Below are 25,039 nucleotides of genomic sequence, written 5' to 3' on the forward strand. Positions count from 1 at the left end.
CGATTACTTCGCTGTTGAGGTATCAACCTCTGCATTCATTGACAAACCAACGCGTAATGGATGTTCAGCAAGTTCTTTAGGATCAAGTTTGATACGTACAGGAAGGCGTTGAACCACTTTGATCCAGTTCCCTGTTGCATTCTGTGCAGGAATTAAGGCAAAAGCAGAACCTGTACCACCAGAGAAACCAATTACAGTACCGTGATATTCAACTTTTTTCCCATATAGATCAGAAGTTAATGTCGCTTTTTGTCCAACTTTGACATCTTTCAACTGGCTTTCTTTAAAATTCGCATCGACATAAAGTTCTGAAATCGGAACAATTTTCATCAGACTTGAACCCGCAGCAACACGTTGTCCAATTTGAATACTACGACCTGCAATCACACCATCTAGAGGTGCTTTAATTTCAGTACGTTGTAAATCTAAAAGCGCTTGATCGACAACGGCTTGAGCCGCCAAAACATCGGGTGTCGAACTTTGTGAAGTACCTCGAATTAAGGCTTCATTGGCATCTAAATTACTTTGTGCCGCTTTGCGTTTAGACTCCGTTTGTGCCAACACTGCTTTGGCAACATTCACGCTGGCTTTGGCATTATCTAAAGCACTTTGCGCTTTGCTAAATTCTTCTTTTGAAATTGCACCAGTCGCATTCAACTGCTGACGACGAGCAAATTCTTGTTGCGCTTGGGTAAAAGCCACTTCAGCTTGTGCCACTTGTGCTTTAGCACTGTTAATGTCGTCGCTACTAATCAAAATTTGAGAAGACAAAGAACTGCTATTGGCTGAACTTTGGGTAAATTGACGTTTGGCTTTTGCCAATTGCGCTTCAGCTTGAGCAAGCGCAATTTTCGCATCACGATTATCAATAATTGCAAGCACATCGCCCTTTTTCACTTGTTGTGTATCACTGACCAATACTTTTTCAACCTGACCACTGACCATGGATGTAACCGCAGCTGTTTCAGCGCCCACATAAGCATTGTCAGTTTCTACGGTATTACCAAAAACTAAAGCCCAAATGGCATAGAGTATTGCGATGGCAATAACGATAAAGGCAAAAATCTTCAGCATTTTTTTACGTTTTTGTTTAGCCTGCAAATCCACTTGAGCTTCAAGCTCATCATTTGGAGAGGCATTCGTAGTGGGCGCGTCAGTCATCGCATCTTCCTGGCTTACTTTAAATGGGTCAAAACATCGGTACAGTCTGTGCCACTAAGCTGAATATTTGCTTAGTGAGAATCAGGCATATATTTGATGTGATGATTCAGTCAATTTATAAAAATTGTGATGGATAATTTTACAGGTAAAAATCATATGGTGAGAATAAAAATATAACTCTAGAGTTTATCTCTATATTTTAGAATAATGTTATTGATTTTAATATTATTTTACTCAAAAAATAAGTCACCAAAATGCTCAATTTAGTGACTTCTATTGACATAAATTATACAAAGTGTACTTAAGGGTACACTTTGTCAACTTGATCAATAGGCATAAGACGCGATCGCAGTTGCAATCGCCTTACCTTCATTATTCACCATAGTCATACGCATCGTACAACCTTTACGTCCCATTCTCAGCGTTTCAGCTTTGGCAATAAAATACTCACCACGACCAGGTGCAAGATAATCAACACGCATATCCACCGTTGCCAAACGCGAAACTTTTTTCAACGTATCAGGTAATTGGTCAGGTTCTGCTCGTTTGTACAACTCGCCCATCGCCACAATTCCACCAATACTGTCGAGTAAAGTTGCAGCAACACCACCATGTAAGATTTGAAAAGCAACATTTCCAATCAGAAAAGGTTTCATTTCGATATAGCCTTCTATTTCATTATCCACCACACGCATTTGCATACTGTTGTGTGAAAAATACGGCGAACCATTAAAGGCTTTGGTGAGCTGATTAAGCACCACATTTAGATCAGCCTTTGCGCCTAAATGTAAATTACCAGTCCACTTTTTTTGTGATTCGCTTGGTGCAGAATCAGTTTTAGGAGAATCACTCATAAGAATTTCGAAACCAATATTGAGAAAAAAATGTAGCTTTTCCCCAAAAAATATATGAAAGGGCTACAATATGTGCCTAGTTTAATACTGAAAATCGAGATTGTTATGACTTATACGTTCAATCGTCCTGCTTTCCCAGCCACTCGTATGCGTCGTATTCGTAAAAACGACAAGTTAAGAGCAATGGTTCGTGAAACTCAACTCACAGCAGATCATCTCATTTATCCAGTATTTGTACTTCCTGGGCAAAACCAAACTCAAGATGTACCAAGTATGCCAAACGTGCAACGTTTGTCTGCTGATTTATTGTTGAAAAAAGCAGAAACATTACTTGAACTGGGTGTATCTAAATTAGCTTTATTCCCTGTTACACCACAAGAAGACAAAAGTTTAACGGCTGAAGCCGCTTGGCATGAAGATGGTTTAGTGCAAAATACACTACGTCTGTTGAAAAAAGAATTGCCAGAAATGGTACTGATCACTGACGGCGCACTCGACCCTTATACTACACATGGTCAAGATGGCATCATTGATGAAACAGGCTATGTGCTGAACGATGAAACTGTACAATGCCTCATCAAACAAGCTTTGAGCCATGCTGAAGCAGGTGCAGATGTGGTTGCGCCAAGTGATATGATGGATGGTCGTATCGGTGCGATTCGCCAAGCTCTAGAAAGCAATGGTCATATCTATACCAACATCATGGCGTATTCAGCAAAATATGCATCTAGCTTCTATGGTCCTTTCCGTGATGCAGTTGGTTCTTCTTCCAACCTTAAAGGTGGTAATAAATACAATTACCAAATGGATGTCGGCAACCGTGCTGAAGCGCTACATGAAATTGCCCTTGATATTCAAGAAGGTGCAGATATGGTCATCGTCAAACCTGGTATGCCTTATTTGGATGTGGTTCGTGAAGTGAAAGATACCTTTGGCGTTCCTACATTCGTTTATCAAGTCAGTGGTGAATATGCCATGTTGGCTGCGGCAATCCAAAATGGTTGGTTGTCTGACAGCGTGATCATGGAATCACTCATGTGTTTCCGCCGTGCAGGTGCAGATGGGATCTGGACATACTTTGCAGAAGATGCAGCACGTAAATTAAAAGAGATGAAGTAATCGTTTTATTAGACAATTAAATATTATCTGATACGCGTGAACGTCATCCGCAACGTGTTTGAGACAGGACTACTTTTGATATTCAATGTTTTTGCAACTCAATTAATCAAAAGATGGTAGTGAACGAGTTTTGCGGATGACAATGGTTTTGCCTACTTTTCCCGAAAGAAAAGTAGGTCGAGCCGAAGGCTAATCCCATCATTAAAACTTTAGATGTAAGACACCGCCTTAACTTCTTCTTAAATAGAATCTTATTCTAAATACATGAATATCTGTACAAATGAATCTGATTTATAATTAAATTCGGTACAAAATACACCATGCACATCGCAATCATCGGAGCTGGCGTCAGCGGCTTACTCACTGCCCTTGAACTCGTCGAACAAGGTTGTTCAGTCACTATATTTGACCAACAACAAGCAGGACATGCTGCCTCATGGGCAGGCGGTGGCATTTTGTCCCCAATGTATCCGTGGCGTTACCCACGTGAAGTCAATCACTTGGCACAATACGGTAAACAACTGTATCAACAATGGAATGAAAAACTCTTACCCGAAACAGGGATAGATTTTGAAATCCATGAAACAGGCATGCTGATTTTTGATGAAGCTGATTTTGAAATTGGGCTCAATTACAAAGATCAATACAATGAGCCGATGCAACATTGTGAATACTTAGAACGAGAAGCTCTCGAACAAGTCAACCCACATATTTCTGAACAATTTCAGCACGCAATTTATTTTCCGCAATTGGCAAATGTGCGCAATCCACGCTTACTCAAATCTTTAATTAGCTATTTAAAACAACATCCCAAAGTCCAAGTTTTGGAAAATACATGGATTGAAAAATTTAAGCTTCAAAATAGCCAAATCCAATCCATTCAAACTTCAAGTGGACAACATTTTCAAGCTGATCAATTTGTGATTACAACGGGGGCTTGGTCAAACTGCTGGTCTGAACAACTGCAATTGTCAATTCCTGTTGAGCCTGTGCAAGGTCAAATGCTCTTGTTCAAAACCCCTGAAAATTGGCTACCCACCATGTGCATGAACAATGTCATGTATCTCATTCCACGTATGGATGGTCATGTGGTTTGCGGTTCGAGTATGAATCATCTGGGTTTTGATCAGCGCCCAAGTGTACAAACACAGCAAAATATTTATAAAGCCTGTACCGAAATGGTGCCTGAATTGGCAAATTTCCCGATCGTCAAACAATGGGCAGGATTACGTCCTAGCTCACCGACTGGTATTCCCTATATTGGACAAATGCCTGAAATCGAAAACCTTTGGGCAAACTTTGGGCATTATCGTAATGGTTTATGCATGGGACCCGCTTCTGCACAATTACTTCGTCAACTTATGCTCAAACAAGAGACTTTGGTCGATGCAACAGCTTATTCAACACAGCGTTTAAAACCGAGCTGAAAGCAGAACATTGCCTTAATGCTAGCCAGTTAAGGTTTTTTAATCCTCCCTCTTGCGGAACATGTTCCTCACCTTTTTCAAAGGAGGGATGAGTAGCTCAGCTACGCAAGATTACTAAAAATCATTTTAGTTGCAAGAAGTTCCCCTCTTTTTCAAAGATGAGAAGCTAGCTTCGCAAGAGGGGAGATTTTAGGAATTTTTTCCAATAATTTTGCTTAACTGATCAGCATTAGAACATTGCCTAGAATTTAATTGGGCGAATGTTGTGTAATCTGCCTTAAAGCACTTTCCAAATTTGCATATTGAAAATCAAAGCCCTCAGCAAGCAAAGCTTTGGGCTGAACATACTGACCATTTAACACCAATTGCGCTTGCTCACCCATTAGCAAACGCATCACAAAACTCGGTAATGGTAAAAAGGGTTTACGTTTTAATACATTGCCTGCAATACCAACAAATTGCATTTGATAAAGATGATCAGGAGCAACCACATTATAAATTTTCTGATCTGATGTACTTTGAAATAAGAATAAAATTGCTTGAATCACATCATCCACATGCACCCAAGTCGTCGGTTGCTGACCTGAACCAATACGTCCAATTAAACCCATTTTAATCGGTAAAAGCATTTGTTGAAGCGCACCTCTTTGCCCAAATACCACACCTAAACGCATGATTTTAGTATTTTGAGTCGTATCTGCTAAAGCTTCCGCTTCCCATCGCTGACACAGTTCAGACATAAAAATGCCTTGTGCAGATGAGTTTTCGTCACACTCATTTTGCCATTGTTGGGTAGGATCTATTCCGTAATAACCAATCGCAGAACCTGAAACAATACATCGTGGCTGAATCTGATAATCTCGCAAAGCTTGGTACAATTGCTGTGTAGTTTGAACTCGGCTATCAATCAATTGTTGTTTTCTTTGCGCTGTCCAACGACCTTGAGCGATGCTTTCCCCTGCCAAATTCACCACATAATCAATGTGTGTATTTTCAAGTTCAGTAAAATTTTCTATCCACGTTAATTTTGCTTCTTGCGAATGTCGTTTTTGTCGAGAATAGGCGATGACCTCGAAACCATGCTGAAGTAAATAATCAACCAAATGAGTACCAATAAAACCACTCGCACCTGTGATTAAAACCTTCAGCATAAGATCACCTTTTTTGTTTTTAGCGAAGATTTAAATTACGCACCAAACATTTTCAATGCCATACGTTGCGCCTGTTTACCATAAAACCAATACGTTATTAAATATAAAGGAATCGCCAACATTAATAGCATAATCAATGTTGTACCCAGAAAACGTAAATTCGTCATATAAGCCACAAAAGTCTGCCACACTTCTGGATCACTATGCGAAAAGATCAACACACCTGCAAAAACGCCCAAAAAGTTATAACTCCAAAAAATTAAGGTATAACCAATGGTCAATTTTTTACGTTCAGCATCTGTCGGTGCACGGCGTTGTTGTTTTAAAAATCGCTGTAAAACAATAATCATTGCAGCCAAGTATGGAATCGCAGTTAAAACTCCGGCAATTTGATTAGGCAATAATGCAACGAGTACACCTGCAATCATGGTTAACACTAAACAAAGGATAAAAAACCATAAAAAATATTTGTTTAAAGACACCATGAGCATCACCTAATTGGAATGAATAAACTGATTATAAATTTTTTTTAATTTTTTTTCATTTTCTTGTCAACCAAACTGAAACCCTTGTCGTTATATAAGTATAGGTCGCAGCAACCGAATCAGACGCACGGCATCCGCAGATGATTTGGAGACCTTAATCCCAGAGACGAAAAGCTTTTCATGCTTCTTGCAAGATTTAGAATAGCAGCCTAAATCGAAGATAACGAAGTATTTTGACCGACGATTTACTCATCACTCGAATCGTCGGTCTTATTTTTTGTAAAATCCAATTTCTATTTTTAAATTATAACGAACTGATGTTACGCAGTAACATCAAAATCACAAATTGCATCTCGTTAAAAAGTGGGTACGCGATAACGTTATCCGCATTTGTTTGAGGCAAGACTACTTCTGACCATAAATGTTTCTGCGATCTATTCAATATTTTTACGGTAGCTGACGAGTTCTGCGGATGACAATGGTTTTGCCCACTTTTGCCGAAACAAAAGTGCGGTCGAGCCGAAGGCTCATCCCTAAATCTAAACGCTTGATGTAAGACCCCGTCAAGCAAGCTTTAAAATAGTTTTTAAAAAACATCTTTATTTTAAAGTCATAACATCAAATTATAACAATGCCCATTTAAATCGCTTTGGCTTTTAAGTCTTTGCCTACTGCTAAAATTGCGACAAAACCCGCCATCGTGAACAATAGCATTAAAATTCCCATATTTAACACGTGATTCCATACAAGGAAATTTAAAACAACGCCGCCCAATAAACCACATGCAAATTGCATACTGCCCATAATCGCACTGGCAGTCCCTGCTCGAGCACCCTGCTCAGACATCGCAAAAGCCATTGCATTTGGTCCCGTAAAACCAATTCCTGAAACGGTTAAAAATAACCCAAACATCACCAAAACTAAAGGTGCTTGCGCCATCAAACCAGCAATCACAATAATTACCGAGCCTGTTAATTGAATTACACCGCCAATGGTTAACCGACGAATCACCGAGAGTTTATGGGCTAAATGCTTATTCAAAGTTGAAACTAAAATAATCCCAAAGGCATTAAAACCAAAGGCAATTGCGAACTGTTGTTGTGTAAGGTGATAACCATCCATCAATACGGCTGATGCTGAACTGATGTAGCAAAATAATGCTGCCCCCGTAAAACAGCCTGCCATCATCGGTAATCTAAAACTTTTATCTTTAAATATAGAAGCATACAGGATGAAAACTTGATTGAAACTCAAATCTAAACGACGTTCTGGTTCAAGTGTTTCTTTAAATAGAAAATGCACACATAAAAAGCACATCACACCAATGATACATAGGGCTATAAATACAGCATGCCAACTAAAGAAATGCAGAATCCATGCACCAAGTGTCGGCGCAAGAATTGGTGCAATCCCCATCACAATCATCATACTGGAAAATGCTTGAGCAGAACTTTGCACATCTAAGCGATCTCGAATCGCCGCGCGTGCCATCACCACACCGACGCAACCACCCAAAGCTTGTAAAACCCGTGCTGCAATCAAAGACCAATGATCTGGTGCAATAACACACAACAAGCTTGCGATCGCATAGAGTGCCATGCCGAAATATAAAGGTTTCTTCCGCCCAATCCGATCACTAATCGGTCCGTAAATCAGTTGTCCTACAGCCAATCCAAAGAAATATGCAGGTAAAGTATTCGCAATCTGCTGGGTTGTGACATTAAAGTCTTGCGCCATTTCTGGTAATGCAGGCAAATACATATCAATAGACAAGGGTCCTAAAGATGTAAATAAAGCCAAAAGCATAATCCAGCCCGTGGAATACTGCTGTCCCGCGTTTTTTTCAGACATAGATCGTTTATAATTTCATGAGGATTGATGCAGACAAGTTTACACGCTCCATAGTATGATTTGTCATAAAGATAAGTGAAAATTCACACAAGCAACATCATTCAACTGACCGTAAAACACACTGAATATTTCATAAGGACACTCCTTTGAATAACTGGCTGTTAAAACTCAAGAAAGCAACTTATAACACAAGTTTTATGTATAACTTGAGGATGATTATTGCTTTTGCTGGAACGGCTTTTGTGCCCTATTTTATGGGGCAACAGTTAATGACCATCCCACTGACGCTTGGTGTCGTTGCAGCCGGTTTAAGTGACATTGATGACCGTTTCTCAGTACGCATCATGAACTTAGTCTATACCTACATTGGTTTTTTTGTCACAGCAGCCTCCGTCAGTTTGTTATTTCCATATCCTGTACTTTTTGCTATTGGTTTAATCGTGTCGTGTATCGGCTGGATTTTACTGGGTTCTCTTGGTCGTCGTTATGCCACAATTTCTTATGGCTGTTTGGTGGTTTCCGTATACTCCATGCTTGGAGTACACCTCTTTGACCAGTGGTACATTCAGCCAAGTCTTTTGGTGATCGGTGCAATTTGGTATGGGCTAATTTCAACGATTAGCTTTTTGCTTTTCCCTGTTCGTCAAGTTCAAGACAAATTATCACAGTGTTTTTCGTCACTCGGAAATTTCTTATTTTCAAAATCTAACCTGTTTGATGTCGATATGACTGCAACCAGTTACCAAGACAGTATGATTAACCTGTCTATGGAAAATGGCAAACTCATTTCTATTTTCAATGATATGCGTGTGACTTTATTGACTCGTTTAAAAGGAGACCGAGGACAACGAGATACACGGCGTAGTCTGCAATATTATTTTGTTGCACAAGACATTCATGAACGTGCCGATTCAGCACATATTGATTATCAAAAACTGGCAAAAATCTTTGAGCACAGTGATATTTTATTTCGTTTCCAACGTATTTTATCCATGCAAGCCAAAGCCTGTAATGATTTGAGCGATAGTATTTTACACCGAACAACCTATCAGCATAATCAGCGCTTTGAGCATGCTTTTAAAAATCTTCGATACTCATTGGACAAACTTAAAAGCGAAGGAAAATATGATTTGATCTGGGTCAATGCCCTATTTTCACTCTATCAAAATTTAAAATCGATTGATGCTCAACTGCGCAACCTTGAAACAGAACGCCATATCACTTTGGAACAAAGTAAGCATATCGAAAATCAACTCAAAGATGATGATTTAAAAGGTTGGGATGATATTGTTATTCGAATTAAACAGCATTTAACCCCTGAATCGGTGCTGTTTCGTCATGCAATCCGCGTCTCGATCGTATTATTCTTTGGCTATGTTTTTGTACAACTGACCAATATTCAATATGGTTACTGGATTTTATTGACTGCATTATTTGTCAGTCAGCCCAATTTTAACGCCACCAAACGCCGTTTGCGCTTACGAATCATTGGTACTTTAGGCGGAATTATTCTTGGCTATGCGATTTTATTCTTTGTTCCTTCTGTTGAAGGGCAATTATTATTGTTAATTATTAGTGGCGTATTGTTCTTTGATTTACGCAGTAAACAATATGCTCAAGCCACTGCATTTATTACGATTATGGCGCTGATCAATTTCAACTTAGATGGTTTAGGTTTTGAAGCTGCGCTACCACGTATGATCGACACCGTTATTGGCTGTGCCTTGGCTTGGTTAGGGGTGACATTTATTTTTCCAGATTGGCGTTTCCGTCGTTTACCACGGACCATTCAACGCTCGCTCGAAGCGCAATGTGCTTATCTTGAAAATGTCGTAAGTCAGTACTATCAAGGACGTAATAACAGTTTGGATTATCGTATTATCCGACGAGCTGCCAACAATACTGATGCGGATGTCGCTTCGTTAATTTCAACACTCGCCACTGAACCAGATTTTGACCCGAGCCAAAAAACTCTAGCTTTTGAATTTCTCTGTTTAAATCATACCTTTCTCAGCTATATTGCTGCCTTAGGTGCGCATAGAGAAAAAATTGAAGATCAAGAAGTATTAAATTTACTTGATCAAGCACTGGATGATATTCGTGGGGCGTTATTAAAAGATGAAATGCCTGATTTAACAGCGCACAACATGCTACAAACTATTCGTACTCGGTTAAATCACTCTGAAGATAGGGATTCTAAATCATTGATTATTCTGCAACAATTATCACTTATGTTCAGTATTTTGAAACAATTGAGTAACTTAAAGCAAAACCTGAGTCATGCTCGTGATGATCAATCGACTGAATTGGCTTCTTTATAAAAGAGTATAAAAAATGCCTAGATATTTGGTACAATACGCGCACTAAAACTTGTGTTTTAGTGCTAAACTCTGACTAGATTTACATATACTACTGACACTATGACTGCCAAGAATATTTACGCTTATACCTTACAACCCGTTCCGTACGAAGTTTCAGAAACTGAACAACGTAGCGCTCAGCTCGCAATTTGGCGTAGTACCAATAAAATTGGTACCAAAGCTTGGGCAATTATGGGGGTGATTGTTGCACTTTCTATTCTTGGTCTAATTTTCGTAAAAAACTACTCAACAATCCTTTTTTGGGTACTTTTAGCCTGTGTCGCGATCTATCTTTTGGTTCGTAAATTTGGTCTTGAGTGGTATGTAAAACGTAAAATGAATGAGTTTCCAGTTCAGGAAATTAAGGGTATTAAACTTGGTGTTCAACCGAGCGGTATCGTCATGCGCCAGCAAATGGCTGCTCCATCGGGTATGGGTATGCAAGAAGGTGTAGGAACGATTGGTTGGAAAGATATTTACGAATGGTATAACACACCTGACTTTTTACTTGTAAACTTTAAAGTTAAAGATCAACAAGGTGCTTATATCCTACCTAAGCGTATGGATAGTAAGAATTTCCCATTTGCGACACTGCGTAAGCACTTGAAAGAAACTGTCGGTGAAGCGAAAACACTTTAATCAAGTCTATTTTTTTGATTTTGAAGAACCTCCTTAGTTGGAGGTTTTTTATGTCTTTCATTTGATTGCTTTAATAAAAATGATAATGAGAATAAATATTATCTACAAATTCATTCTATCTCCTTTATATTCAGTTATAATTTGCGCACATCAAATTTAAGTCGCTCCCTTTTAGCATCATGTTTAAAAAAGTTTTCTTCCAAATACACTGGTTTCTAGGAATCACAGCAGGTTTAATCCTCTCCCTGATGGGGGTTACAGGTGCAATTTATTCCTATGAACAGCCGATTCAAAAATGGCTTAATCCGAATAGCTATACCGTTACTGTTGAAAATAAAGCAAAAATGACACCTGTTGAAATTTATCAGCATTTTCAGACTAAAAATCCTGAAATGAAGATCAACAGTATTACGATTGCACAGGCACCTGAAGAAGCCTCAAATATCAACATCGTGAAAGAAGGTGCGCGTAAGGGTTATACCATGATGGTCAACCCGTATACGGCTGAGATTCTGCCTGAAATTAAAGGTAAAGAATTTTTCCAGTTTATCCAACAACTGCATCGTAATTTGACTGTAGGCGAAGTCGGTAAGCAGATTACAGGTGCATCCACATTGATGCTGATCTTCTTTGTACTCAGTGGTTTATATCTTCGTTGGCCGAAAAAGCATTCTGTTAAGCAATGGTTTGCGATTAAACCAAAGCTCAAAGGTCGTAACTTTCTTTGGGACTTGCATGCGGTTGTGGGAACTTGGGTGGTGATTTTCTACCTGCTACTAGCATGTACAGGCTTGTACTGGTCTTATGACTGGTGGCGCAGTGGAATGTTCAAAGTATTGGGTGTTGAACAACCTAAACCTGAAATGCAAGCTGGGCAAAAAGGCAAAGGTGGTGATGCGAAAGGCAAACAAGGTTCAGAACAGAATCATGGTGCACGTGGGAATGAAGGCGCTTCTGTAAAATCTGATAAAAAATCAGACCATAAACAAGATGATAAAGAAGGTTTAAAACCTGAACAAATTCAAATTGCGCTGACTCAAACTTGGAACGGATTTAATTCGCAGATTAAACGTGACTACTCTACCGTCACTGTTTCGATTCCTAAAAAAGCAGATGGTAAAGTCGAACTTACTTTTGTCGATAAAATTCCACAACATGAGCGCGCACGTAATAAAGCAACCTACAATTATCAAACTTCAAGTATTGAAAAATTAGACCTATACGAAAGCAAAGCACTCAATGAGAAAATCATGAGTAGCATGTTACCTGTGCATCGTGGTAGTTTCTTTGGGCCAATTTATCAGTTCCTTGCAATGTTTGCTTCTTTAGCAATGCCGCTTTTCTTTGTGACAGGATGGATGCTTTACCTAAAACGCCGTAAGCAGAAGAAACTCACCCTCGCAGCAAAGCAATCTGGTTCAGCAGTCACCATTGATCAAAATGCAACACCTTGGCTCATTGCTTATGCGACACAAACAGGTGTATCAGAACAATTGGCATGGCGTACAGCAAGCAGCTTACAGCATGCTCACCAACCAACAACCGTTAAAGCTGTTCAACAAATCACTGTAGAAGATTTACAACACGCCAAACAGGTTTTATTTGTGGTCAGTACTTATGGTACAGGGGAAGCACCAGACTTAGCATCCAACTTTGAGAAAAAGCTGATGCAACAAAACTTAGAACTTTCACATTTAAATTATGCTGTACTTGCACTCGGTTCACAGGATTATCCTGAAACGTTCTGTAGTTTTGGTCATCGCATAGATGCGTGGTTAAAACAATCAGGCGCTCAACAATTATTCGGTACGATTGAAGTAAATAATGCTAATCAAGCTGATATTCAAAATTGGAACGAGGCATTAGCCAAAGTCACCAAGCTTGAACTACAAACAATGTCTATTGAAAAAACTTTTGATGAATGGCGATTAATTAAACGTGAATTGTTGAATCCGAATAGCTTAGGTGCACCTGCATTCAATATCGAATTACAATCCGATCACCTTATTGATTGGCAAGCGGGTGATATTGCAGAAATTCAAACGGGCAATAGCCAACAACGTATCGAAGCATTTTTAAATCAACATCAAATACATGCTGATACTCTAGTGGACAGTTTGCAACAAACTATCCAAGATGCATTATGGAATCGTGATTTAACTGTTGAAATAGAACCATTTGCCAATATGGATCATCTATTGGAACAGCTTCCTAACTTGCCTCCTCGCGAATACTCTATTGCCAGTATTCCAAGTCAGCAGGTATTGCGTTTAGTCGTCCGTCAACAACATGATGCCCAAGGTGAACTTGGTTTAGGCTCAGGTTGGTTAACTGAACACCTACAGCTTCGTAGCAAATTGGCTTTACGTATCCGTAAAAATGAATCGTTCCATTTGATTACCGATAATCGTCCAATTATTTGTATTGGAAATGGAACTGGAATTGCAGGATTAATGAGCCTGATTCATAGCCGTGTTCGTTTGGACTATACTGAAAATTGGCTCATTTTTGGTGAACGCCAACAAGCACATGATTATTTCTTTAAAGACACAATTCAAGCTTGGCAAAACACTGCTATGCTCAGTCGTCTTGACCTTGCCTTTTCACGTGATCAAACTGAAAAAGTTTATGTTCACCATAAACTGCGTGACAATGCGGAACAGCTTAAACAATGGGTCAACAATGATGCTGTGATCTATGTCTGTGGCAGTATCAATGGTATGGCGAGTGATGTTGATCAAGCTTTGATTGAAATATTGGGTAAAGAAACAGTAGAGCAACTCCGTGCTGATGGACGTTATCGTCGTGATGTTTACTGATCGTATAATTTATTAATACCACAATAACCGAGCTAATTTGCTCGGTTTTTTATGTTTTTTTATGATTGTTCACAGTAAAAACATCAATTCTTCACACGAGCAGAGCACTTTACACCTTAGAATAGGCACTTTAAATTTTTCTAGTTAGATCATGCAGAATAATAAATTTTTCCGCTATATTATTTTCATCATTGGGCTCATTTTGTTTCTAGATGGCTTCATTCTGATACTTTTTAAAAAGTGGCATCTTGGTACTATCCTCCCCTTACTGATTGGTTTGATTTTTATCATTAGCACGTTGAATCACCAGCGCATACAACAATTTTTAGCACAGCATCTGAAATTAAAGAAATTTTGGCAATGGGGATGGCGTCTTTTTAGTATTTGGTTAATAAGCTTGCTTGCATTCTTTGGCTATATTCATATCAAAGCGCAACAAAATAATCTCACAGATCATGTACAAACCATCATTGTATTAGGAAGTGGTATTACACAAGGCAAAGCCTCACCTACACTTGCTAGACGCCTCGATAAAGCAGGAGAAATCGCCAAACAACAGCCACAATCTCTCATTATTGTCAGTGGTGGTTTAGGCTTTGGAGAAAGCAAAACCGAAGCTGAAATTATGGCTCAATATTTACAAGACCGTGATCAGATTCAAGCCTCAAGAATTCTACAAGAAAATAAAAGTACCAGCACTGAACTGAATCTCAAAAATAGCCAAGCCATTCTTAAAGCACAACAACTTGGCTTGGATGCAAAAATTGCTATTGTCACCAGTGACTTTCACACATTGCGTGCAGGCGCAATTGCCAAGAAACAAGGCTATGATAATTTTGTGACGGTCGGTGCCGAAACTCCGATCACCACACGTTATAACGCATGGTTAAGAGAGTATTTTGCATATTTAAGTGGTTGGGTTTTGGGTGAATATTAAATTTTCACCCAATCAAAAAATTACTGATGAATACGAATCTTACAAATTACACCTTGTGATGGATACGTATCTTTCGAGGTAAGGGAAGATTGAGGTTTTGTCTAAATAATTCAGGTTGAGTTGTATGAAGTTGATATAAATAATTTTTAATATCTATTAAAAATTTATGTCCTGAAACCAAAACATTTTGTCCTTCAGGGGTTAAATTAATCGAAAGTAAAGTATTGTTGAGCTGAATAAAAGGAATCATTTTCTCAAGAAAAGGGATAAGCTCAACTTCTTGTACAGAATAGCGACTCCAATTATCTTTGACCATCAACTGTGCCAAGCTTCTACTCTGCCAAACTGCTAAAGACTGTTGACCTGTTGGTGTCGCACACAATGCCCAACCTTCATCATAAAGTGCAAAAACCTTAGTTTGCGAAACAATCGTTTCGATAAAGACTTTATACTGATCTATAGCTTGAATAGGATTTTTTTGGATCGAAGGTGCAGCTTTACGCTGATATGGATTTCTCATAGAGCATTTATTTTTATAAATAGTTAATGCGCTATTTTACACAAAAGTTTAAATAAATAAAGAGAGGGAAAATATGGTGGGCGCTGACGGGATCGAACCGCCGACATTCTGCTTGTAAGGCAGACGCTCTACCAACTGAGCTAAGCGCCCTGAGGAGTAAAAATAGCTTTGCTATTTTTATGACGCAAGACAAGCGAAGCGCGTAGTATTTGACAACTCAAATAAAACAAAAGCTTTTCTAGCTTACTTTAAGATATCTTAACTTCAGGATTTAAGATAAATGGCGCAGCGGACGGGACTCGAACCCGCGACCCTCGGCGTGACAGGCCGATATTCTAACCAACTGAACTACCGCTGCACTGTTACACCTTGTGCGATACAAAGTATATGGTGGGCGCTGACGGGATCGAACCGCCGACATTCTGCTTGTAAGGCAGACGCTCTACCAACTGAGCTAAGCGCCCTGAGTGAGGATGAATAAAACTAAGTTTTATCCGAACGCAAGAGAAAAATCTATGATTTTTCTTTAGGTTCCCCTAATGACGCAAGACAAGCAAAGCGCGTAGTATTTGACAAATCAAATAAAACAAAAGCTTTTCAAGCTTACTAACCCACCTATCTCAATCTCAGGATTTAAGATAAATGGCGCAGCGGACGGGACTCGAACCCGCGACCCTCGGCGTGACAGGCCGATATTCTAACCAACTGAACTACCGCTGCGTAACGGCATTTATACACGAATGTATAAATTATGGTGGGCGCTGACGGGATCGAACCGCCGACATTCTGCTTGTAAGGCAGACGCTCTACCAACTGAGCTAAGCGCCCTGAGGAATAAAATTAGCGAAGCAAATTTTATGACGCAAGACAAACACAATGCGTAGTATAAAACTTACAACCAAACTTAAAACTCAAGTTAGGTATTAAACCTGATTTGCAATCTTCTTGTAAAGTGGCGCAGCGGACGGGACTCGAACCCGCGACCCTCGGCGTGACAGGCCGATATTCTAACCAACTGAACTACCGCTGCACTTCTACAATTTACATTGCAATACAAACGAGTCTTGAATTTAAGTGGCGCAGCGGACGGGACTCGAACCCGCGACCCTCGGCGTGACAGGCCGATATTCTAACCAACTGAACTACCGCTGCACTATAAATTCAACGTTAAAGCTTGGTGGGCGCTGACGGGATCGAACCGCCGACATTCTGCTTGTAAGGCAGACGCTCTACCAACTGAGCTAAGCGCCCTAACGACTTCATCGTTTGTGAGGTGCATTATAGAGAATCCTGACGGTGTGTCAAACGCTTTTCTTACTGTTTTAAGTATTTTAAGTTTGAGTGATTAAAAAATAGATCATTTTGCTCTAATTTCAGCTTTTTTGTTTATTATTTATCTATTTATGCTGTGCTGGCTAATTCATATTTCATAAAAACCGTTGCTATTTTATACAAGTTTCTACTGATGTAATTCGCTTAACGAACATTTTATAAAAAATTCATGCTTTTGAGCGAGACGACATCTATTTTTTCTTTATTCCACTTTTTCCATGACATCCTGAATAACGGTAAGTTTTGGCTCAGGTCTTAACCATAACCAGATAGCAACAATTAACATGGTTAGATCAGTAAAAATTTTGATAGCGAGTGGTGCATTGGTAAACAACATGATAATCCCACTAATGAGCATCATAATGCTGGCAATCCATTTAGCTTTGCGAGGTACCGTTCCATTTTCACGCCAAGCACTGAGCGTTGCACCATATTTAGGATGATTCAATAGCCAAGCATCAACCTGAGGCCACCCTTTTGACGCTGCCCATGCTGCTAAGATCAAGAAAACAGTTGTCGGCATACCTGGTAATATCGCCCCAATAAATCCAAGGATAATAAATACTACGACCAGTGTTCGCCAAAACAAAATTTTCATAACACAACCCAATTTGCCTATGTGTGAAGTATAACGCTCTACATCAAAGCCTGCATGATTTAACACAGATTCACTCATTATATTTTAAAATGATCGCATTCATATTTTCCGATTCCCCCAGTTTCTCAAATCAAATTAGGCTTGCATCAAACTGGAGATTTTTGTTTATATGCCTATGCTCAATTCATTTTTTATCAGGACTGAGTATCTAATTTGATTAGGATTTATGGCAATGACTGATTATTTTGAGCCTTGGCAGTACTACAAATACCCGATTGTTCGGCAATTGGCATTCTGCATAGCAAGTCCCAACATTCTTCAACATGTTCCCAATGCGCTAGAAATAAAAAATCATTTTGAATTACATAATAATGCTTTTTGGCAACAGCAGTTTAATCTATACAAACACCGTCTAGATGCCTTAGATCAAAACCCAACAGAATTGATTGAATTTGTTCAAAAGCTCAAAAGCACTCGTCTTGGACTACGCTTTGAATATTTGTTTTGGTTTTGGTTACAAGATCAAGAAAATCAACAATTTGAACTCATTCAACACAGTATTCAAATCATTGAAGCTAAAAATACCTTAGGTGAAATTGATTTTTTAGTACGTAATCGTACGACTCAACACATCGAACACTGGGAAGTCGCTTTAAAATATTACCTTGGCGAAGCTGATTTAAGTTTGAAGTATTGGTATGGTTTGAATCGCAGCGATACCTTACACCGTAAACTTAATCATTTTTCAGAGAAACAATTTCAATTTACCCATGCTTTAGATTTCAATATTGATCAAAAATTTGCTGTTATGAAAGGGCAACTTTATACACCTATGTATAAACAATCTGATCAATTGCCCGATTGGATCAATCCACAACGGCGCATCGGTCAATGGGGGCATCAAATTCGTAATGAAGTACACACAAATTTCTATCGTTTACAACGTCATGAATGGATTTGCCCTGATCAAAATGCAACTTCTGACAATGCATGGTGGTGGTGCAATGGACTTTATTATGATAAATCAAGCCAAATATTTTATATGTATCGTCAACCACCTTTAATTGCTTTACCACTAGAACAATAGATATAAAACATCAATAGACCTTTAATTTTTATTGATTTTAAGTTATTCACCCACAAGAACCTATAGGAATAATATGTAAATTTTCACGCTTTAAGTCACATGTTTTTACCATTTCTCAAATAAAAATGACATGCGTTACTCAATGCTTGGTTAAATTTAAAGTTGCTCTAATTTAAAAAGACGCATGGAGATAAGCATGAAAAAAATATTACTCGCTTCTATTGCTGTGACTTTCATCTTGACAGGCTGTAATACTTTTAAAGGCGTAGGTAAAGATGTATCTAAAGCTGGTGATGCAGTCACAAACTCTGCTGAAAAAGTTGAAAATAAACTTTAATTTTCAATTTTAATTCACAAAGCCTTATCTTGATCGATAAGGCTTTTTATTTCTCATAAAAAATAGTTTTTTTATATGCTTTGTCTTTTTAATTTTCTTTCGGTTTTATCTTCCACTATCATATTACTTCATTCACTTAATTGATCAATGTTCATGAACCATTCGGATACCCTAGAACTGAGTTTACAGCTTCTGCGCCAACCTTCAGTAACACCAGTCGACCATACTTGCCAAACCATCATGGCAGATCGTTTATCAGAAATTGGCTTTAATATTGAAAATATGCGTTTTGAAGATGTAGATAATCTTTGGGCAAGACGTGGAACTAAATCCCCTGTTTTTTGTTTTGCAGGTCATACCGATGTGGTTCCAACAGGTCATTTGGATGCATGGGAATCCGATCCATTTTTACCTGAAATCCGTGATGGCAAATTGTATGGACGTGGCAGCGCCGATATGAAAACGGCTTTGGCTGCCATGGTGGTTGCTTCTGAGCGTTTCGTCAAAAAGCATCCGAATCATAAAGGTTCGATCGCTTTTTTAATTACTTCCGATGAAGAAGGTCCATCGATAAACGGGACTGTCAAAGTCGTTGAAACTTTAGAAGCGCGCAATGAAAAAATGACATGGTGTCTGGTCGGTGAACCATCGAGTACCAATACTTTAGGTGATATTGTTAAAAATGGTCGTCGTGGTTCTTTGAATGCTGTGCTGACGGTAAAAGGCAAACAAGGTCATGTGGCTTATCCACATTTGGCAATTAACCCAATCCATACTGCATCTAAAGCCCTAGCTGAACTGTGTGATACAGTTTGGGACAATGGCAATGAATATTTTCCTGCGACAACATTCCAAGTTTCTAATATTCAGGCAGGCACTGGGGCAACCAATGTTGTACCTGGAACCATGACTGTTACATTTAACTTCCGTTACTCTACAGAAGTGACAGCTGATCAATTAAAAGCACGTGTGCTTGAAATTCTTGATCGTCATGCTGTGGACTATGATATTTCTTGGACATTGTCTGGTTTACCGTTCTTAACGCCTGTAGGTGAATTGGTCAATGCAGCTAAAACTGCGATTAAAAATGTTACAGGTACAGAAACTGAGCTCTCAACCAGTGGTGGAACATCCGATGGTCGCTTTATTGCGCCTACAGGTGCTCAGGTGCTTGAATTAGGTGTTTTAAATGCGACGATTCACCAAATCAACGAACATGTGAATATCGACGAATTAGAGCCATTGGCTGAGATTTACGAACAAATCTTGGTTGAGTTATTAGCTCAATAATTTGATCTAAACAAACCCTCAATATTGATCTGATCAATAGAATCTTTAAAAAGAAAAAGGACGCATCAGCGTCCTTTTTCTTTTATATCAATACAAACTCAGGACTTTATTTCTTTTTCAAACCAATTTGGAGCTGAATTTGATCTAAGTCAGGTACATGATAAATTGTTTCACCAATTTTCACATGCTGCAAAATAGTTTTGTCTTCATGACTTCCCTCGGCATCCACCACTTCCGAAATACGTAAGCGAATAGAATCTGGCATTTCATTGCACATCAAAGCAAAACGCTCATCAGCCTCCTCACCTTCAATGATCAATGCCACACCTAGAGTTTTCTTTGGGTCACTGACACTAAAAGCAGGGAGTTTCTTGTCATGCCATTCCACGACTTTCACATGGGTTGGACTATCCTGTGCAGAAAGGACGATATTTTGTGGCAACAACATCGGTGCTTTATCAAAACAATCAATGATATATGCATCAATAAAACCAGTAGATACCGTAATTAAATGCTGTAACTCTTGGGTACTAATTTTATCTAATGCTGATTTTTCGACATTTTTAACCATGAGTACTCCTATTTAACCGTCAACAAAGCATCAATATTTTGCAATAAATCTGCTTCTTGGAATGGTTTACCCATATAATTGGTCACGCCTAAGCTAAAGGCACGTTCACGATGCTTTTCACCAGTACGTGATGTAATCATAATAATTGGTAAGTCACGATGTACTTCGTGGTGACGTACAAGATTCGTCACTTCGAAGCCGTCCATACGTGGCATTTCAATATCCAGTAACATCAAGTCTGGTTTGACATTTTCAAGTTGTTCAATCGCATCTACACCATCTTTGGCCGTGATGACATCAAAACCTTGTCGTTCAAGTAAACGTGTCGTAACTTTACGTACAGTTACCGAGTCATCGACAATCATAATCAAACGGCGTTGATCACGATGACGTTGCTTATCTTGTTGTAACTGTTCCGCACCACCACGAGTTGAACTTTGCACTTGTCGTGCAATATTTTGTCCATCAAGAATTAAACAGACTTGACCATCACCTAATATCGTTGCTCCTGCAATCGCATTGATCGCCGCAAATTGCTTACCAATCGGTTTAACCACAATTTGTGAACGAGAACCAATCAATTGATCGACTAAGATCGCAATTGACTGTCCCATATTTCCTTTAATTAATAAAACAGGAAGTGAGTGGGCAATACCATGCAAACGTGGCGTTTTTTGATTGGCGGTAAATTCACCTAAGTAGCGTAATTTGTAGCTTTGGAAATCAATGTCAAAGTAATCATTTTGTGTTTCAAAATACTCTTCCAACGCTGTTGGAGAAATTCGAACAATACGATCAATTTGTGATAATGGAACAGCAAATTGTTGATCGCCAACTTTTACCATCAAAGCATCACTAACCGCAACAGTTGTAGGCACGCGGATTGTAAAGGTTGAACCTTTGCCAAGTTCTGAGCTTACAACGACCTGACCACCCAGTGACTTAATCTCACTTTGCACAACGTCTAGACCGACACCACGACCAGAAATTTGCGTCACTTGTTGTGCTGTACTGAAACCAGGATGGAAAATGAATTGTAAAATTTCATTCGGTTCGAGTTGCTGATCCGCTTTCAACAGACCTTTTTCACGCGCTTTAGCACGAATAACATCTGGATCAATACCTTTACCATCATCATTGAATGATACTAATACATCAGTACCTTGACGGCTAATGTTCAACTCAATACGACCAGTCAATGACTTACCAAGTTTCTGACGCTGTTCCGTATCTTCAATTCCGTGGTCAATCGCGTTACGAAGCATATGCTCAAGCGGTGAAACCAGTTTTTCTAAGATATTACGATCCAACTCGCCTTCAGTATTATTCACTAACAATTCTGTTGGCTTATTTACTGTAGATGCAGTTTGACGTACTAAACGTTGCAAACGTGGCAATAGTCGTGAGAATGGTACCAGACGGGTACGCATCAAACTTTCTTGAATTTCAGCTTGAATACGTGACTGTTGTAATAATAAACCTTCAGTATCACGAATCTTATCCGACAAAGTCGTTTTGAAGTCGACCAAATCCGATGCTGATTCTGCCAATGATTTTGATAATTGGTTTAATGACGAATATTGGTCCATTTCCAATGGGTCAAAGTCAGTATAGCGCGAGTTAAAATCACCATGTTTGGCAATAATTTGACTTTCTAGCTCACCTTCCATTCGACGTAACTGATCTGCCAAACGTTGTATTGCCAACTCCATATCAGTCAGTGTTGTGCCTAACTGACCGAGATCCATTTCAATACGTGAACGGTTAATCGCATTCTCACCTGAAAGGTCAATCATTTTCTCGACCAAATCAGCAGATATACGGATCATCTCATTGCTGGCTTCCGCCTTCTCTGATTGATCCCATTCACCCAACATTGATGGTGGCTCAGTACCATCCCCTTGGACGAATTCATTACTCGCTTGTTCAAACAGTAAATTGGTACGTGCCAACTTCTCAGGCAGTTGTGCAGAAACATCAACATATTCAATACCATGTAAATTTGATTTTAATCCATCAAAATTTTCATAGTCACGTTTGAAAATTGCTGCATCTAACCAACGGAATGTTCTTTCCAACAAACCATCATAAACATTCGAGTTAAAATTATGTAAACCGAATTGTTCGAAAGCATTCTCAAGCTCATAAGCAATTTCTGCAACTTGCTCTAAATGCACCATTTTTGCACCACCTTTTAAGCTGTGTGCAATACGTTGTAATTGAAGTAATAAACTACGATTACTGCGTTGTTCAAACCATTGAGATAAATTCTTTAAACCATCATCAATTAACTCACGAGCTTCTTCAATGAAGGTTTCACGTGCAACGATATCCGCTGGATCTAAATCTGAACTTGAATCAAAAAGCGATTCTACATCAACAACTTGAATACTCTCAGCAACATGATCATTTTCCGCAATATGTTCAATTGCAGTAACAATATCATCTTCCACATGCTCAATTTCTTCAACATCAGCTGAATCATTTACAAACTGTTGCTTCGCTGTATCTGATTCATCATAAGCAGATGTACTTTCCGCTGGACGTTGTTGATCAATATTTTTCAGCACTGCTAAAATATGATCTGCTGGATAATCAATTGATTTTTCACGAATCAATTGAATTCGGTCAGCAATGTCATCTTGAATCAAACGGATTGACTCAATAATTTGTGGCGTTGCTTGTAATTGACCTTTGATGATTCGCTCATAGATTGTTTCTAATTCATGCGCAATTAAACCAATATTATTGGCTTGAACCATATTTGCGCCACCTTTTAAAGTGTGCAAATAACGCATCAAGTTATTTAAAGCCGTTGTATCTCCAGGATTCTCAGACCAAGTATTTAAATCCTGATCCATACCATCCGACAATTCATCCGCTTCCTCAATAAAAATGTCTAAAACATCCATATCGAATTCACGTTGACTCAAATCTGAGTCAATAGATTGTTTATCTTTATTAATTTCTGCAAAAACATAACGACCAGCAGATTCAATTGAACCACTCGGCTGCGTAGCAACTTCTGGTTGCGCCGATTCAACCGCATCAAGCTCTACATTGACATCAATTTCTTGAAGTAAATAGTCATGCAATTCAACTAAGGTCTCTTTTACTTCATCTGTTAAACTAACACGCTGTCCTGAAGCCAAAGTATCAAATAAATGAATAAACTCTTGATGTACTTTATCAAAAATTTCATAAGCATAATCTGTATTCAGTAGAGCAGGATTTGCAATAACTCGCTCATACGCTTCTTTTAATTGAACACTAAAATCATGAATACCTTGAGACGCACGATTATTGGTATGTTCTATCAACAACTGAGTTTGCTGACTCAGGCTTTGAAAATAAACAGGATGTTCAACAGGCGCACGCTTATCAAACTCAAATTCAGCATCCAATAATAGATCAATTTCCAAATCGACAAGCTGCGTAACTAAGCCCACTTGTGAATCCTGATCTTGTTGGTATTGATGTTGGAAGTCATAACGATCCCATGCATCATTGAATTTTTGATAAATGTTGTGTAACTCTGAACTCTCCCCGCCTTTCTGCTTAAGAATATGTAAATAATCGCTTACAAACTCAGCATAATGGGTCAATAAAGTATTTTCATTTTTCGATGATTCTGTATCTTCTTGAACCAATACTTTAAAGAGATGCTCAACTTTACTACTCGCCTCAAATACATCGTCCACATGCGCCATGGAAGAACTTCCACGTAGTGTATGTAATGCACGAATCAAGCGGTTATACTGATCAGGCGTATGTTGTTCTAAATGCAAGAATTCATTGATCGTTGCCAAGTGCTCTTCTGATTCTTCAACAAAAATCGCTAAAGTTTCAGAATTGAAATTCTCATCAGTTGTTGCAACTGCATCAACATATACAGATTCTTGAGCAACAATAGCTTCAACTTCAGTTGACTCAGTTGGTGCCACCACCTCAACACTAGCAATTTCTAAACCAGTCACCACATCAGCACTATTAAGTGTTGTTGCTAAACTTAATAAATCTTCTAAAGCAGGTTCTAAACTTATTTTTTGCTGTAATTGCTGACCTAACAATACCAATGGTGCCAAATTCAAATGATGAGGCTGCTTATTTAAAAATTCAGAAAAAAGTTTGAATTTATAAATATTAAATACTGTACTGACATATTGTTGAATCTCAGTATTCAGCTCTAAATTATTTGCAATCACACGGTTTAATGTGTCTTCAACAGTCCAAGCCAATTCCCCAGAACTTTTAGCTCCGACCATTCGCCCAGACCCTTTAAGCGTATGGAAATAGCGACGTACATTGACGAGTTCGGCATCTTTAGATGCTTCTTTTTGCCATAAATCCAGAGAGATTTGTAACTGTTCAAAAATATCTTCGAGCTCTTCTACAAAAAAATCTAAAATTTCTTCGTCCTGATCAAGATAAGTATCTTCAGGTAAAGTGACGTTTTCCACTAAATGTTTTAATATTTCTTTCATAGCTCAGGCTTCTACGT

18 protein-coding genes and 8 tRNA genes are annotated in these 25,039 nt (G+C 38.8%); 9 read left to right on the plus strand and 17 right to left on the minus strand.

Features of this window, described 5'->3' with window-relative positions; genetic code table 11:
• Positions 1–3: 3 nt before the first annotated feature.
• Both BEN71_RS14740 and BEN71_RS14745 read right to left on the minus strand, forming a co-directional pair.
• Positions 4–1,161 (minus strand): HlyD family secretion protein, encoded by a 1,158-nt coding sequence (locus BEN71_RS14740; protein ID WP_068975841.1) that lies wholly within the window; start codon positions 1,159–1,161, stop codon positions 4–6.
• Positions 1,162–1,487: 326 nt separating this feature from the next.
• Entirely contained in the window at positions 1,488–2,015 is a 528-nt protein-coding gene (locus BEN71_RS14745; protein ID WP_068975842.1) for a thioesterase family protein, read from the minus strand.
• A 105-nt stretch (positions 2,016–2,120) separates the two neighbouring features.
• On the opposite strand from BEN71_RS14745, the gene hemB reads away from it, so the two are divergent.
• Positions 2,121–3,134 (plus strand): porphobilinogen synthase, encoded by a 1,014-nt coding sequence (gene hemB / locus BEN71_RS14750; RefSeq protein WP_167443679.1) that lies wholly within the window; start codon positions 2,121–2,123, stop codon positions 3,132–3,134.
• A gap of 320 nt (positions 3,135–3,454) precedes the next feature.
• Positions 3,455–4,561 carry a glycine oxidase ThiO gene (gene thiO, locus BEN71_RS14755; RefSeq protein ID WP_068975844.1) on the plus strand — a complete coding sequence of 369 codons (1,107 nt, stop codon included), beginning with the start codon at positions 3,455–3,457 and terminating at the stop codon, positions 4,559–4,561.
• A 248-nt stretch (positions 4,562–4,809) separates the two neighbouring features.
• Here thiO and BEN71_RS14760 read toward each other — a convergent pair whose 3' ends face one another.
• From BEN71_RS14760 to BEN71_RS14770, 3 genes are all read right to left on the minus strand, one after another.
• Positions 4,810–5,712 carry a TIGR01777 family oxidoreductase gene (locus BEN71_RS14760; protein WP_068975845.1) on the minus strand — a complete coding sequence of 301 codons (903 nt, stop codon included), beginning with the start codon at positions 5,710–5,712 and terminating at the stop codon, positions 4,810–4,812.
• 35 nt (positions 5,713–5,747) lie between these two features.
• On the minus strand, positions 5,748–6,197 hold the full coding sequence (locus tag BEN71_RS14765; RefSeq protein WP_068975846.1) for an ABZJ_00895 family protein: 450 nt from the start codon (positions 6,195–6,197) through the stop codon (positions 5,748–5,750).
• Between the two features lie 639 nt (positions 6,198–6,836).
• A complete protein-coding gene (locus BEN71_RS14770; RefSeq protein WP_068975847.1) occupies positions 6,837–8,048 on the minus strand; it encodes a multidrug effflux MFS transporter in 1,212 nt (403 codons plus the stop codon).
• A gap of 197 nt (positions 8,049–8,245) precedes the next feature.
• Between BEN71_RS14770 and yccS the strand changes: the two genes are divergently transcribed.
• The 4 genes from yccS to BEN71_RS14790 all read left to right on the plus strand — a co-directional run bounded on the left by yccS (position 8,246) and on the right by BEN71_RS14790 (position 14,803).
• On the plus strand, positions 8,246–10,369 hold the full coding sequence (yccS, locus tag BEN71_RS14775; protein WP_406565281.1) for a YccS family putative transporter: 2,124 nt from the start codon (positions 8,246–8,248) through the stop codon (positions 10,367–10,369).
• A gap of 99 nt (positions 10,370–10,468) precedes the next feature.
• Positions 10,469–11,047: a YcxB family protein gene (locus tag BEN71_RS14780; RefSeq protein ID WP_068975849.1), complete on the plus strand. Its 579-nt coding sequence runs from the start codon at positions 10,469–10,471 to the stop codon at positions 11,045–11,047.
• 179 nt (positions 11,048–11,226) lie between these two features.
• Positions 11,227–13,866 carry a PepSY domain-containing protein gene (locus BEN71_RS14785; protein WP_068975850.1) on the plus strand — a complete coding sequence of 880 codons (2,640 nt, stop codon included), beginning with the start codon at positions 11,227–11,229 and terminating at the stop codon, positions 13,864–13,866.
• A gap of 151 nt (positions 13,867–14,017) precedes the next feature.
• Positions 14,018–14,803, plus strand: coding sequence for a YdcF family protein (locus tag BEN71_RS14790; RefSeq protein ID WP_068975851.1), 786 nt, complete (start codon positions 14,018–14,020; stop codon positions 14,801–14,803).
• Positions 14,804–14,849: 46 nt separating this feature from the next.
• Here BEN71_RS14790 and BEN71_RS14795 read toward each other — a convergent pair whose 3' ends face one another.
• The 10 genes from BEN71_RS14795 to BEN71_RS14840 all read right to left on the minus strand — a co-directional run bounded on the left by BEN71_RS14795 (position 14,850) and on the right by BEN71_RS14840 (position 17,253).
• Complete coding sequence (locus tag BEN71_RS14795) at positions 14,850–15,323, minus strand: DUF2750 domain-containing protein (protein ID WP_068975852.1); 474 nt, start codon at positions 15,321–15,323, stop codon at positions 14,850–14,852.
• 74 nt (positions 15,324–15,397) lie between these two features.
• Positions 15,398–15,473 (minus strand) — tRNA-Val (locus BEN71_RS14800).
• Positions 15,474–15,604: 131 nt separating this feature from the next.
• Positions 15,605–15,681 (minus strand) — tRNA-Asp (locus BEN71_RS14805).
• Between the two features lie 30 nt (positions 15,682–15,711).
• A tRNA-Val gene (locus tag BEN71_RS14810) sits at positions 15,712–15,787 on the minus strand.
• A 179-nt stretch (positions 15,788–15,966) separates the two neighbouring features.
• A tRNA-Asp gene (locus BEN71_RS14815) sits at positions 15,967–16,043 on the minus strand.
• Between the two features lie 32 nt (positions 16,044–16,075).
• Positions 16,076–16,151: transfer RNA gene (locus BEN71_RS14820), tRNA-Val, on the minus strand.
• A 125-nt stretch (positions 16,152–16,276) separates the two neighbouring features.
• A tRNA-Asp gene (locus BEN71_RS14825) sits at positions 16,277–16,353 on the minus strand.
• A gap of 45 nt (positions 16,354–16,398) precedes the next feature.
• A tRNA-Asp gene (locus tag BEN71_RS14830) sits at positions 16,399–16,475 on the minus strand.
• Between the two features lie 23 nt (positions 16,476–16,498).
• Positions 16,499–16,574: transfer RNA gene (locus BEN71_RS14835), tRNA-Val, on the minus strand.
• A gap of 283 nt (positions 16,575–16,857) precedes the next feature.
• Positions 16,858–17,253, minus strand: coding sequence for a YbaN family protein (locus BEN71_RS14840; RefSeq protein ID WP_068975238.1), 396 nt, complete (start codon positions 17,251–17,253; stop codon positions 16,858–16,860).
• Positions 17,254–17,485: 232 nt separating this feature from the next.
• On the opposite strand from BEN71_RS14840, the gene BEN71_RS14845 reads away from it, so the two are divergent.
• The 3 genes from BEN71_RS14845 to dapE all read left to right on the plus strand — a co-directional run bounded on the left by BEN71_RS14845 (position 17,486) and on the right by dapE (position 19,967).
• On the plus strand, positions 17,486–18,340 hold the full coding sequence (locus BEN71_RS14845) for a DUF1853 family protein (protein ID WP_068975239.1): 855 nt from the start codon (positions 17,486–17,488) through the stop codon (positions 18,338–18,340).
• Positions 18,341–18,536: 196 nt separating this feature from the next.
• A complete protein-coding gene (locus tag BEN71_RS14850; protein ID WP_068975225.1) occupies positions 18,537–18,677 on the plus strand; it encodes an entericidin A/B family lipoprotein in 141 nt (46 codons plus the stop codon).
• A gap of 153 nt (positions 18,678–18,830) precedes the next feature.
• Positions 18,831–19,967 (plus strand): succinyl-diaminopimelate desuccinylase, encoded by a 1,137-nt coding sequence (gene dapE / locus BEN71_RS14855; protein ID WP_068975226.1) that lies wholly within the window; start codon positions 18,831–18,833, stop codon positions 19,965–19,967.
• Positions 19,968–20,073: 106 nt separating this feature from the next.
• Here dapE and BEN71_RS14860 read toward each other — a convergent pair whose 3' ends face one another.
• Together BEN71_RS14860 and BEN71_RS14865 are read right to left on the minus strand one after the other, a co-directional pair.
• Positions 20,074–20,538: a hypothetical protein gene (locus BEN71_RS14860; RefSeq protein WP_068975227.1), complete on the minus strand. Its 465-nt coding sequence runs from the start codon at positions 20,536–20,538 to the stop codon at positions 20,074–20,076.
• Positions 20,539–20,546: 8 nt separating this feature from the next.
• Positions 20,547–25,022, minus strand: a complete 4,476-nt coding sequence (locus BEN71_RS14865) for a hybrid sensor histidine kinase/response regulator (protein WP_068975228.1) — start codon at positions 25,020–25,022, stop codon at positions 20,547–20,549.
• Between the last annotated feature and the right edge of the window lie 17 nt (positions 25,023–25,039).

Source organism: Acinetobacter wuhouensis (assembly GCF_001696605.3).
Lineage (GTDB): Bacteria > Pseudomonadota > Gammaproteobacteria > Pseudomonadales > Moraxellaceae > Acinetobacter > Acinetobacter wuhouensis.